This is a genomic window from Clostridioides sp. ZZV14-6009 (genome assembly GCF_020658095.1).
Taxonomy (GTDB): domain Bacteria; phylum Bacillota; class Clostridia; order Peptostreptococcales; family Peptostreptococcaceae; genus Clostridioides.
In genome coordinates this window covers 85,119-99,270 of record NZ_JAGWDG010000003.1, presented here as the reverse complement: position 1 = coordinate 99,270, position 14,152 = coordinate 85,119, and the positions used below count along the sequence as shown (strand labels likewise).

Here is a 14,152-nt window from a genome sequence, read left to right as displayed (position 1 = left end):
GTAAATAAGGAAAAATTGATAAAAAACTGAATTTTTTAGGGGGAAAATACCATGAATAGAAAAAATCTTTCGGTAGTTATGGCAGCTGCAATGATAAGTACATCAGTAGCTCCAATTTTTGCTGCGGAAACTACACAGGTAAAAAAACAAACAATAACTAAAAAAGAAGCTACAGAATTAGTTTCAAAAGTTAGAGACCTAATGTCTCAAAAATATACTGGAGGTTCTCAAGTTGGACAACCAATATATGAAATAAAGGTTGGTGAAACTTCATCACAATTAAAAATAATAACTAATATAGATGAGTTAGAAAAATTAGTAAATGCTTTGGGAGAAAATAAAGAACTTCTTGTAACTATAACAGATAAAGGGCATGTAACAAATAGTTCAAATGAAATAGTTGCTGAAGCAATTGAAAAATATGAAAATTCAGCAGATCTTTCAGCTGAAGCTAATTCCATAACAGAAAAAGCTAAAACTGAAACTAATGGAATTTATAAAGTTGCAGATGTAAAAGCTTCATATGATAGTGCCAAAGATAAGTTAGTTATAACTTTAAGAGATAAAGCAGAAATAGTAACTTCTAAAACTATAACAGTGGGTGTTGGCGATGAAAAGGTTGATTTAACAGTAAATCCAGTTGATTCAACTGGGACAAATTTAGATCCTTCTGCAGAAGGTTTTAAAGTAGAAAAAATCAATAAATTAGGTGTAGCAGGAGCTAAAAATATTGATGATATTCAATTAGCTGAAATAACTATAAAAAATAGTGATTTAAACACAGTTTCACCACAAGATTTATATGATGGATATAGATTAACTGTTCAAGGCAATATGGTAGTAAATGGTACATCAAAATCAATTAGTGATATTTCAGCAAAAGATTCAGAAACAGGAAAGTATAAATTTACTGTTAAATATACTGATGCATCTGGAAAAGCGATAGAACTTACTGTAGAAAGTACTAACGAAAAAGAGTTAAAAGACACTAAATCAGCATTAGAAGGAAATTCAAAAGTTAAATTAATAGCTGGAGATGATAGATATGCAACAGCAGTAGCTATAGCAAAACAAACAAAATACACTGACAATGTAGTTATAGTCAATTCAAATAAATTAGTTGATGGGTTAGCAGCTACACCACTAGCTCAATCTAAAAAAGCACCTATACTGTTGGCAGCTGATAATGAAATACCAAAAGTAACTTTAGATTATATAAAAGATATAATTAAGAAAAGCCCATCTGCTAAAATATATATAGTAGGTGGAGAGTCAGCAGTATCAAATACAGCTAAAAAGCAACTAGAATCAATAACTAAAAATGTTGAAAGACTAGCTGGAGATGATAGACATACAACTTCAGTAGCAGTAGCAAAAGCTATGGCTTCTTTTAAAGACGCATTTGTAGTAGGTGAAAAAGGGGAAGCTGATGCTATGAGTATAGCTGCTAAAGCTGCTGAACTTAAGGCTCCTATAATAGTAAATGGTTGGAATGATCTATCAGCAGAAGCCATAAAGTTGATGGATGGAAAAGAGATTGGCATAGTTGGTGGTTCTAACAATGTATCTAGCCAAATTGAAAATCAACTTGTTGATATTGATAAAGATAGAAAAGTTCAAAGAGTTGAAGGAGAAACAAGACACGATACAAATGCTAAAGTCATAGAAACATATTATGATAAATTAGATAAACTATATATAGCAAAAGATGGATATGGAAATAATGGTATGCTAGTAGATGCATTGGCAGCAGGACCTTTAGCAGCAGGTAAAGGTCCAATACTTCTAGCTAAAACTGATATAACAGACTCACAAAGGAATGCTCTTGATAAAAAATTAAATCTTGGTGCAGAAGTAACTCAAATAGGTAATGGAGTTGAATTGACAGTAATACAAAAGATAGCTAAGATACTAGGTTGGTAATAACTTATACTGTGGAGAAGATTCCTTAATAAACAGAGGAATCTTTTTCTATAGTTATGCTATTTATTGTAAATTATAACATTTTATGGAATAGGGAGGATACAGTAGTGGTAGATGCAACTTTATTTTTTTCACCACATCAAGATGATGAAACTTTAAGTATGGGTAGTGCTATAATTGAGCATGTTGAAAAAAGTGATACACATGTAATATTGTGTACAGATGGTAGTAAATCAATAATAAGAAAAGTCTTAGATGATGGAGGGTCATGTTCTTATCATATTAAAGATGTGCATAAGTATTCTCTATCAGAAAGTACATTTTCAAAAGAGAGAGATGAAGAATTTAAAGACAGTTGTGAAGCAATGGGTGTAAAAGAAAGTAATATACATATAGAAGATAATAGAGCTCATGATGGTGAGCTAAATAAAGAAAAAGCAAGGGAAATAATCCTTAAGTATTTAAAAGAATATCCAGATGCAAAGGTGAAGACCGTTACTCCATTTAAAGCTAGTGGTATACATGAAGACCATAGAGCATTAGGTGAAGCAGCTTTAGAATTATATAAAGAAGGAAAAATAAAAGACTTAAGATTTTATGTAGAACCATATGACTATAAAGATTTTAAAAAAGTCAATCCAAATGTAGAGGTATGGGAGGTATTACCTAGTCAAGAGGAGAAGTTATTAAGTGCAATGAATGCATATAAGAAATGGAATCCTGAAAGTGGGCATTATGCTATAGGATATCATTCAGTAAAATCTCATTTTGATGAACTAGCTATAAATAAAATACAGTATATACATGCTCCATAAAATATTATAAAAGAATTAGGAGGTAAGAATTAATGAAAATATCAAAAAAGATAGTGTCTTTATTAACGATAACATTTTTGTCTGTTACATTATATGGAGGTACATCTAATGCATCTACAAAAGATACATTAACAGGTTCTGGAAGATGGGAAACTGCAATAAAAATAAGTCAAGCTGGATGGACGAAATCTGATACTGCTGTGTTAGTAAATGATAATTCAATAGCAGATGCTTTATCAGCTACTCCATTTGCAAAAGCAAAAGATGCACCAATATTATTAACTCAAAGTAATAAATTAGATAATAGAACAAAAACAGAATTAAAAAGACTTGGTGTAAAAAATGTGTATTTGATAGGTGGTTCAATTGCATTAAGTTCAAATATTGAAAAGCAGTTAAATGCGGAAAACATAAATTTTGAAAGAATATCTGGAAATAGTAGATATGATACTTCTTTAAAACTAGCTGAAAAACTAAATAAGGAAAAATCTATATCTAAAATAGTTGTAGTAAATGGGGAAAAAGGGCTTGCTGATGCAGTAAGTGTTGGAGCTATAGCTGCTCAAGAAAATATGCCAATAATACTTTCTGACACAAATAATGGAACTGAAGTAGCTGACAATTTTATAGATAGTAAAGATATAGAAAAGTCATATGTAATAGGTGGTACATACTCTATCTCTAGTTCTGTAGAAAGAAATCTACCAAATGCAACAAGAATAGCAGGTAGTAGTAGAAGTGAGACAAATGCAAAGATTATAGAAGAATTTTATAAAGATACTGATATAAAAAACATTTATGTGACAAAAGATGGTACAAAGAATAAGAATGATTTAATAGATTCTTTAGCGGTAGGTGTGTTAGCAGCTAAAAATAGTTCTCCAATATTATTGGCAGGAAATAAGTTGGATATTGCTCAAAAAGATGTGCTAAATACTAAAGTTATAGATAAGGTTACTCAAATTGGTGGTCTAGGGAATGAAAATGTTGTAGAAGATATACTTTATATACAAGAAGAGACTAAGTATACTGTTGAAACTATTGATGAACTTAATGTCGCTATAAAAAAAGCTGATACAAATGATATCATAAAGTTTAAACCTAAAAAGGGCAAAGATATTACAGAGTCTTTTACAATAGATACAAATAAATCTATAAGTGTTGAACTTGAAGGAATTTATACTCAAACAATAACAATAAATATGCCAAATGGAGATATAACTAATTTTGGTGAGGTTAATGGGACTATAAAGATACTTAATATTGGCAATAGTACATTGATTAATGAAGGGGAAATAAATTATGTTGATGTATACGATAATGATGGATGTAAAATTGAAAATAAAAGTTCAGGTAATATATGGCTTATAAATGTATATAAAGGATCAGAAGATATATATATAGAAAATAGAGGGAAAATAGTTGAAATTTCTAATAGTAGTTTAAGTTTAAGCATAAAAAATTCAGGTAAGATTGAAACCGTTAGTGGAAATAAAGAACCATCAATAAGTGGCAAAAAACCAGATATTAATGATACAGTGAAGGATGATGATAAAAAAGCAAATGGAATATATCCAAAAGTAGAACCATGCACTGTACCTGAAAAAGGTTATATAAAAGTTGAAATTTCTACTGAACCTAGAAATTCTGATTATGAAGTGTATTATAGAGTTATTGATTCTGAGCCTTCACCCAAACATATTGGAGATAGAATTGATCCAGACGAATGGAATATTGTCCCTATGTCAGATCGTGCATTTATAATTAAAGCTGAAAATGGATCATATATAGAAGCTGTTGAAATAAATACTTCAACAGATAAGGTTTATAAGTGGGGAGTATCTAATGCTACAAATGATGGTTTTAATATAGAGTAATTTAAAAGCAAATTAAATATTATTATAATAAATAATTACAGGGAGATATGTTATTAGTTTTTTATTGATGTATATATAAATATCTAATAGTGGTAGATGTTTATATACAATATTGTTTATGATGGCTGTAATAGATTTTTGTAAAAGGAAAGCTATAAGCAGCCCTTTTGTTACATTTTTCATTAAATCGCTTTCATTTATAGCTAATTATTTTCTGAAAATTATCAATTTACTAAATAAATAATTCAAAACTATAACAACTACATTAGTAAAGACCTTAACTATAATATCATTTACAAAAAGTAAATCAATCATTACATACATAATAACCATTTCAATAATACCAGAAAGCAACCTAAAACTAACAAAAGACAAAAACTCTTTAAATAAAAACCTTATCTCAACTTTCTTACTTTCAAACACAAAAAACTTATTAGTAACATAAGCAAACAAAACAGCAAGTATCCATGCCAAAGCATTTGAAACCATAAAATTAAATGAAATAATTCTAGTAAAAAATAAATATGAAACGATATTTACAAGGGTAGTAAATGCTCCAAAAAATAAATATAATATTGTCTCCTTAGGCTTTTTAAAAATCAAATATAATCCTCCTAAACTAATCAAATATAATTTTTTTAAAGACTACTAACACACTTTAGTATAACACATACATTAACTAATCAACATATTGTAAAATATAATAAAAAATAAAATTATAATATTTTACAGTTAATATGCACCAATAATCCAGATTTTATCAAAATAAAATATGACCTAGATTTAGAAATCTGATATAATAAAAATTAAATACATACAAGGGGGTAAATATGAGAAAGTACAAATCAAAAAAATTGTCAAGCCTACTGGCATTGTTGACAGTTTGCTTTTTAATAGTGTCAACAATACCTGTCTCAGCAGAAAACAATAAAACTCTAGATGGAGTAGAAACTGCAGAGTATTCTGAAAGCTATCTTCAATATCTAGAAGATGTCAAAAATGGAGACACAGCAAAATATAATGGAGTAATACCAGTTCCACATGAAATGGAAGGTACAACACTTCAAAATAAGGGAAGAAGCACTCTTCCATCATCGTACAAAGCAAGTGCAGCATACAATCCAATGAATTTAGGATTGACTACACCAGCAAAAAATCAGGGAGACCTTAATACATGCTGGGCATTTTCTGGTATGTCAACTTTAGAATCATATTTAAAGTTAAAAGGATATGGAACTTATGACCTTTCAGAAGAACATTTTAGATGGTGGTCAACTGGTGGAACACATGGATGGAACTTAACAGATATGACAGGTAGTTCAAATGTAACAGCCATAGGATATTTGACTGCATGGGCAGGGCCTAAATTAGATAAGGATATACCATATAATCTTAAATCTGAAGAGCAAGGTGCAACTAGACCTTCAAATATGGATACTGCACCTACACAGTTTAATGTGACAGATGTTATTCGTCTTGGAAAAGATAAAGAAACTGTAAAAAATGCTATAATGCAATATGGTTCAGTGACATCAGGTTATGCACATTATTCAAATTATTTTAATGATGATGAAACAGCATATAATTGTACAAATAAGAGAGCTCCTTTAAATCACTCTGTAGCAATTGTGGGATGGGATGATAATTATTCAAAAGATAATTTTGCATCTGACGTTAAGCCAGAATCAAATGGAGCATGGTTAGTAAAAAGTAGCTGGGGAGAATTCAATTCTATGAAAGGATTTTTCTGGATTTCTTATGAAGATAAGACATTACTAACAGATACAGATAACTATGCAATGAAATCAGTATCAAAACCAGATAGTGACAAAAAAATGTACCAACTTGAATACGCTGGTCTAAGTAAAATAATGTCAAATAAGATAACAGCAGCAAATGTATTTGATTTTAGTAGAGATTCTGAAAAACTTGACTCAGTTATGTTTGAAACAGACTCTGTAGGAGCAAAATATGAAGTATACTATGCACCAGTAGTAAATGGAGTTCCTCAAAATAACTCAATGACAAAACTTGCAAATGGAACAGTATCATACTCTGGATACATAAATGTAGCTACTAACTCTTATAACCTACCAAAAGGAAAAGGAGCTATAGTAGTAGTTATAGACAACACAGCAAATCCTAACAAAGAAAAGTCTACTTTAGCATATGAGACTAATATAGATGCATATTATTTATATGAAGCTAAAGCAAACTTAGGTGAAAGTTACATACTTCAAAATAATAAATTTGAAGATATAAATACATACAGTGAGTTCTCTCCTTGTAACTTTGTTATAAAAGCTATAACAAAAACATCTTCTGGACAAGCTACTTCAGGAGAATCTTTAACTGGAGCAGATAGATATGAAACAGCAGTTAAAGTTAGTAAAAAAGGATGGACTTCTTCACAAAATGCAGTGCTAGTAAATGGAAATGCAATAGTGGATGCTTTAACAGCTACACCATTTACAGCAGCAATTGATTCTCCAATCCTTTTAACAGGAAAAGATAACTTAGATTCAAAAACTAAAGCTGAATTACAAAGATTAGGAACTAAAAAAGTTTATCTAATAGGTGGAGAAAACTCTTTAAGCAAGAATATACAAACTCAACTTAGTAGTATGGGTATATCAATAGAGAGAATTAGTGGTAGTGATAGATACAAGACTAGTATATCACTAGCTCAAAAGCTAAATAGTATAAAATCAGTTTCACAAGTTGCAGTAGCAAATGGTGTCAATGGACTTGCAGATGCAATAAGTGTTGGTGCAGCAGCAGCTGACAACAATATGCCAATAATACTTACTAATGAAAAGAGTGAGTTACAAGGTGCTGATGAGTTTTTAAATTCATCAAAAATAACTAAGTCTTATATAATTGGCGGTACAGCTACTTTATCATCAAACTTAGAAAGCAAGCTTTCAAATCCAACAAGACTTGCAGGAAGTAATAGAAATGAAACTAATGCTAAGATAATAGATAAGTTCTATACTAATTCAGATTTAAAATATGCTTTTGTTGTTAAAGATGGTTCAAAAAGTCAAGGTGACTTAATAGATGGACTAGCAGTAGGAGCATTGGGTGCTAAGACAGATTCTCCAGTTGTTTTGGTTGGAAATAAATTAGATGAAAGTCAAAAGACTGTACTTAAATCTAAGAAGATTGAAACTCCAATTAGAGTTGGCGGAAATGGAAATGAAAGTGCTTTTAATGAATTAAATACTCTTTTAGGAAAATAATAATGTTAGATATTTTGTAATTTAAAAAATATTTAATATAGCTTTAAAGATATATAAAAGAAATAAGCCCTAACCGTTAATATGGTTGGGGCTTATTTCTTGAGAAATTTTCTATAGAGAAAAATGTAATAATTTTAAACTGTAAAATAGTGTAAAGATACTCTATAATATAAGATAGTAAGATTTTAAACGAAATAAGGGGGTAATAAAATGAAAGCACCAAAAACTATTTTAACTATATTGACAATAGCGCTTACTTTGAGTGGGATTTCTATAACTTCATCATATGCACTTACAGAAGAAAAATTAATAGGTGAAGGGAGATATGAAACTGCTGTAAAGATAAGTCAAAAAGCATATAGTTCAAGTAATAATGCTGTATTAGTGAATGATAGTTCTTTAGCTGATGCTCTTTCAGCTACACCATTTGCAAAAGCTAAAGGAGCTCCAATACTTTTAACAGAAAGTAATAAACTGGATGATAGAACTAAAACAGAGCTAAAGCGTTTGGGAGCTAAGGATATTTATTTAATTGGTGGGACTGCTGTGTTAAATAAGGATATAGAGAATCAATTAAAAAATGATGGATTAAATGTGGAAAGAATTAGTGGTAATGATAGATATGAGACTTCATTACTTTTAGCAAATAAACTAAAAGATATTAAAGATGTTAAGGAGATAGCTGTTGTGAATGGGGAAAAAGGGCTAAGTGATGCTGTAAGTGTTGGAGCACCATCTGCTCAAAATAATATGCCTGTAGTTTTATCTAGTCCAAAGAATGGAGTAGAACCATTTGAAAAATTTATAAAAGATGAGAAAGTTATAAAAGCATATGTAGTTGGAGGTACAAATTCTGTTTCAAGAGCTGTAGAAAAGAGCCTCCCTAATGCAGAAAGATTGAGTGGAAAAGATAGAAATGAGACTAATGCTAAGGTTATAGAAAAGTTTTATTCTGATGTAGATTTAAATAATCTATATGTAACCAAAGATGGAAGTAAAAATGAAAATCAACTTATTGATTCATTGGCAGTTGGAGTATTGGCAGCAAAAAATGAATCACCTGTTGTTTTGGTCGGTGATAAACTAAATACAAAGCAAAGGGATGTACTTAGTACTAAAAAATTAAGTACTGTAACACAAGTTGGTGGAAATGGAAATGAAGAAGCTTTTAATGAGATTAAGACTTTACAAGATAAGACTATCTTTGAAGCTAAAACTGTTGAAGAATTAACTAATATGATAAATATTGCAAGTCCTAATGACATTATTAACTTTAATCCAAAAGAGGATACTGTAAATGAAGCTTTTAGAATGGTAACAAATAAACCAATAACTGTGAATATAAAAGGGGATTGTTCAAAGACTATCACTGTTGATATGCCTAATGGTGAGGTAAATAACTATGCTACTCTAGTAAATGTTATAGTTAGAAATATTGGTGAAGGTGGATTTAATAATCATGATACAATAACTATATTGTCAGTTCGTGACAAAAATGGTAGAGTTATAGAAAATACTAGAAATTCAGATATAGATACGTTGATGATATTAGCATCTGCTAATGATACAAAATTGATTAATGATGGATATATAGGAAAACTTATAGATAATTCATCCAATAGTGATATAACTAATCATGGTACTATAGACAAAAAAGTAAATCAGGTTGAGGATTTAGAAGCTAAGGTTGATTCTATTGAAAAAGCTATAGATTCTATAAGCCAGAAAGTTAATAAAATACAAGACATACTAGATAAACTTGGATTTCTAAAGAAATTTCTTAACTAAAAAGATGTATATTTAAGAGAACTATATTTTAGACTTATGTATGAAGATATATAGTTAGATAGAATCATAGCTAAAGCTAAATATAAAGTTAAATCTTGGGGGAGGTAATATGGAGAGTGGATTTGAAGGTAAATTAAATACAAAAACTATAAAAGGCAGAGTTAAATCAATAGATATAATAAGAGGGCTATCAATAGCTCTCATGATAGTTTGCAATAATCCTGGGACTTGGATGAGAATGTATCCACAACTAAGACATGCTATATGGCATGGTGTAACACTTGCAGATTTTGCATTCCCTTTCTTTGTTATATCTTTAGGTGTTACAATTCCAATATCAATAAACAGTAAACTAAAGAATAATAAGTCTACAATACGAATAATACTAAGTATATTTAAGAGAAGTATTTTACTAATGTTGTTTGGATTTTTCTTAAATTACCTAGGAAATCATGACTTAAGTACTGTGAGAATACTTGGAGTGCTTCAACGTATGGGGCTAGTGTGTCTTGTAACTAGTTTAGTGTATTTACTACTAAAAAAGCTAAATGTAGGAAGCACTGCAACTATAATTACTTTCTTGTGTATATCTGCATTTATTATAGTGGGGTATTACATAGTTGCAAAACCTTATGGATTTGAATTAGAAGGTTCTCTTGCACAATTAGTGGATTTCCATTTTTTTAAAGGACATTTGTACAAGCCAGAGTTTGAACCAGACGGATTTTTAACAAGTATAGTAGCTATTTCCTCAGGAATGTTGGGCTGTACTATGGGATGTGTACTTCTAAAAGAAAATATAGGAGAGTATAAAAAATTCTTTAAAATATTAATTATGAGTATCATTTTACTTACATGTGCTTTTGCTTTTAATCAATATTTTCCATTTAATAAGAGATTATGGTCAAGCTCATTTGTACTTTTAATGGCTGGAAGTTATGGTATTTTATTGGCAATATTTTACTTTATATGTGACATCAAAAATAAAAGCAAAATATTTACTCCAATAATAGCACTTGGAAGTAGCCCTATTTTTACATATATGTGTCTTGAGATATTGAGTCATGTGTTTTGGAATTTACCAAAACTTACTGATAAAGTAGATTATCCCACTACCTTGGTGGAATGGACTACATATGAACTTATAACACCTTGGGCAGGTACAACGTGGGATTCTCTTGTATTTTCTCTCTTGTATGTATTGTTTTGGGTTATAATAATGTCGTTTATGTATAAAAAGAAAATATTTATTAAAATTTAATGTAGTATTTTGTTTAAAAAAATATTTCTTTAATTTGTTCAAATATGCAGAAATTCTCAGGAATAATCCGGTTTTTCCCTAGCGAAAATTAAAAAAACATGCCATAAAAGATTACAAAAAGATTACAATTTGTAATCTTTTGTGCTATAATGAAAAAAGATTTACATAATATTGAATTTATGTAATATAAAACAAGTTCAAGAAGAATTAAATAAGATTTAAAGATCTAAAAATCTAGGGGGGATACAATGAGAAAAAGAACAAAATTATTAGCAACAGGAATGTTGTCTATAGCAATGGTGGCACCAAACGTGGCTTTAGCAGCAGAAAATACTACTGCAAATACAGAATCTAATTCAGATATTAATATAAATTTACAAAGAAAAAGTGTAGTGTTAGGAAGTAAATCGAATGCAAGTGTAAAATTTAAGGAAAAATTAAACGCTGATTCAATAACATTAAATTTTATGTGTTATGATATGCCACTTGAAGCTACTTTAAATTACAATGAAAAGACAGATGCATATGAAGGTGTAATAAATTACAATAAAGACCCAGAATATTTAAATGTATGGGAACTTCAAAGCATAAAAGTAAATGGTAAAGATGAACAGAAAGTTTTAAACAAAGAAGACTTAGAATCTATGGGATTAAATCTTAAAGATTATGATGTTACACAAGAATTTATAATAAGTGATGCTAACTCGACAAAAGCAGTAAATGAATATATGAGAAAAACTTCTGCACCAGTAAAAAAACTTGCAGGAGCTACTAGATTTGAGACAGCTGTTGAGATAAGTAAACAAGGATGGAAAGATGGAGCTAGTAAGGTTGTAATAGTTAATGGAGAACTAGCAGCAGATGGAATAACAGCTACTCCACTTGCTTCTACATATGATGCACCAATATTACTTGCAAACAAAGATGATATACCAGAAAGCACAAAGGCAGAATTAAAACGTCTAAATCCAAGTGATGTAATAATCATAGGTGATGATGGTTCAGTTTCACAGAAGGCAGTATCTCAAATTAAATCTGCTGTAGATGTAAATGTAACTCGTATTGGTGGAGTTGATAGACATGAAACATCTTTACTTATAGCAAAAGAAATCGATAAGTATCATGATGTTAATAAGATATATATAGCAAATGGATATGCTGGTGAGTATGATGCTCTTAATATTTCATCAAAAGCAGGTGAAGACCAACAACCTATAATATTAGCTAATAAAGATTCTGTACCAGAAAGTACATATAATTGGTTATCTTCACAAGGTTTAGAAGAAGCTTACTACATAGGTGGAGACCAAAGTTTATCATCAAAAATTATAGACCAAATATCTAAGATAGCAAAAAATGCAACTTCAAAAAACAGAGTGTCTGGAGCTGATAGACATGAAACTAATGCAAAGGTAATTAAGACTTTCTATCCAGATAAAGAGTTGAGTGCAATGTTAGTTGCAAAATCTGACATAATAGTTGACTCAATAACAGCAGGACCTTTAGCAGCTAAGTTGAAATCTCCAATACTTATAACTCCAAAAACTTACGTTTCTGCATATCATAGTACAAACTTATCAGAAAAAACAGCAGGAACAGTATATCAAATTGGTGATGGAATGAAAGAGAGTGTTATAAGCTCTATAGCATCTAGTTTATCAAAACACAATGCACCAACAGAACCAGATAATTCTGGTTCAGCAGCAGGAAAGACTGTAGTGATAGACCCAGGTCATGGGGGTTCTGATTCAGGTGCAACTAGTGGACTAAATGGTGGAGCTCAAGAAAAGAAATATACTCTTAATACAGCTTTAGCAACTACTGAATACTTACGTTCAAAAGGTATAAATGTTGTTATGACAAGAGATACAGATAAAACGATGGCTTTAGGAGAAAGAACAACATTATCAAATACTATAAAGCCAGATTTATTTACAAGTATACATTACAATGCATCTAATGGAGCAGGTAATGGTGTGGAAATTTTTTACAAAGTAAAAGATAAAAATGGTGGAACAACTAAGACTGCTGCATCAAATATCTTAAAAAGAATATTAGAGAAATTTAATATGAAAAATAGAGGAATCAAGACAAGAACACTTGCAAATGGAAATGATTACCTATATGTATTAAGAAACAATAAATATCCTGCAATACTTGTAGAGTGTGCATTTATAGACAATAAGAGCGATATGGATAAATTAAATACAGCAGAAAAAGTAAAAACAATGGGAACTCAAATTGGAATAGGAATAGAAGATACAGTAAAATAAAATAAAAAATATTAAAGCAAAATATATCATCTCCTGTTATAATATAAAATATAGCAAGAGATGATATATTTTTGCAAAGAATCAAATTATTTACAATGACGTTTATTGTATTGATAAACTGCTCATTATTGAGTATAATATAGAAATAAGTCAAAAATAAGATAGAAATACGTTGAAATTAAGAATTTAAAAATTTTTTATTCCAATATGGAGGTAACTATGTCTGGATATACTAATGATGAATGTGAAATACCTAAAGTTACAAGCTATCCAGGGGCAGATAAAGAAATTGCAAGTGAGATTGACTATAGCATAGTAAAAGGCACAGTGTTGTTTGACTTGTACCAAAGAGTTATGGATTTAGTTTTATCGATATTAGGGCTTGTAGTAGGTTTACCTTTAATAGCAATATTTGGAATTCTTATTAAAATAGAGGACAAAGGACCAATAACTTATAAGCAAGAAAGACTAGGAAAATGCGGGAGAAGATTCTATATATATAAATTGAGATCTATGAGAACAGACGCAGAAAAATTTGGCGCACAATGGGCTGAAAAAGATGATCCTAGAATAACTAAGGTTGGAAAGTTTATTAGGAAAACTAGAATTGATGAGATTCCACAGCTGTTTAATATATTAAAGGGGGACATGGGTTTAATAGGCCCTAGACCAGAGAGACCAAACTTTACTGTTCAATTTAATGAGGAAATACCTGGATTTATCAACAGGCTTGCTATAAAACCTGGACTTACAGGTTGGGCACAAGTAAATGGTGGATACGAAATCACTCCTGAAGAAAAACTTAAAGAAGATATTTACTATATAAAAAATAGGAGTATATTACTTGACTTTAAGATACTCTTTAAAACTGTTAAAGTAGTATTGACAGGAGACGGAGCTAGATAATTTTAAAATATTAGATTACTAATCAATGAAAAAGCTCTTTAAAAAGAGCTTTTTTATTGTCAAAAAA

Annotated in this window: 9 protein-coding genes; 8 read left to right on the top strand and 1 reads right to left on the bottom strand. The window is 30.0% G+C overall.

Features of this window, described 5'->3' with window-relative positions:
• Positions 1-51 precede the first annotated feature (51 nt).
• From KGF36_RS06540 to KGF36_RS06530, 3 genes are all read left to right on the top strand, one after another.
• Positions 52-1,923, top strand: a complete 1,872-nt coding sequence (locus tag KGF36_RS06540) for a cell wall-binding repeat-containing protein (RefSeq protein WP_227854629.1) — start codon at positions 52-54, stop codon at positions 1,921-1,923.
• A gap of 107 nt (positions 1,924-2,030) precedes the next feature.
• Entirely contained in the window at positions 2,031-2,738 is a 708-nt protein-coding gene (locus tag KGF36_RS06535; protein ID WP_227854628.1) for a PIG-L family deacetylase, read from the top strand.
• Between the two features lie 32 nt (positions 2,739-2,770).
• The gene (locus tag KGF36_RS06530; RefSeq protein WP_227854627.1) at positions 2,771-4,615 is read left to right on the top strand and encodes a cell wall-binding repeat-containing protein; all 1,845 of its coding nucleotides are present in this window, start codon (positions 2,771-2,773) and stop codon (positions 4,613-4,615) included.
• Positions 4,616-4,822: 207 nt separating this feature from the next.
• On the opposite strand, the gene KGF36_RS06525 is transcribed toward KGF36_RS06530, so the two are convergent.
• Positions 4,823-5,218, bottom strand: a complete 396-nt coding sequence (locus tag KGF36_RS06525) for a GtrA family protein (protein ID WP_227854626.1) — start codon at positions 5,216-5,218, stop codon at positions 4,823-4,825.
• A 227-nt stretch (positions 5,219-5,445) separates the two neighbouring features.
• Between KGF36_RS06525 and KGF36_RS06520 the strand changes: the two genes are divergently transcribed.
• The 5 genes from KGF36_RS06520 (at position 5,446) to KGF36_RS06500 (ending at position 14,085) form a co-directional block, all read left to right on the top strand.
• A complete protein-coding gene (locus KGF36_RS06520) occupies positions 5,446-7,857 on the top strand; it encodes a cell wall-binding cysteine protease Cwp84 (protein ID WP_227854625.1) in 2,412 nt (803 codons plus the stop codon).
• A gap of 210 nt (positions 7,858-8,067) precedes the next feature.
• On the top strand, positions 8,068-9,645 hold the full coding sequence (locus KGF36_RS06515) for a cell wall-binding repeat-containing protein (RefSeq protein ID WP_227854624.1): 1,578 nt from the start codon (positions 8,068-8,070) through the stop codon (positions 9,643-9,645).
• 109 nt (positions 9,646-9,754) lie between these two features.
• Positions 9,755-10,906 (top strand): DUF5009 domain-containing protein, encoded by a 1,152-nt coding sequence (locus tag KGF36_RS06510; protein ID WP_227854623.1) that lies wholly within the window; start codon positions 9,755-9,757, stop codon positions 10,904-10,906.
• 248 nt (positions 10,907-11,154) lie between these two features.
• Positions 11,155-13,179, top strand: a complete 2,025-nt coding sequence (locus KGF36_RS06505; protein ID WP_227839522.1) for an N-acetylmuramoyl-L-alanine amidase — start codon at positions 11,155-11,157, stop codon at positions 13,177-13,179.
• Between the two features lie 219 nt (positions 13,180-13,398).
• Positions 13,399-14,085 (top strand): sugar transferase, encoded by a 687-nt coding sequence (locus KGF36_RS06500; protein WP_227827554.1) that lies wholly within the window; start codon positions 13,399-13,401, stop codon positions 14,083-14,085.
• The last annotated feature ends 67 nt before the right edge of the window (positions 14,086-14,152 follow it).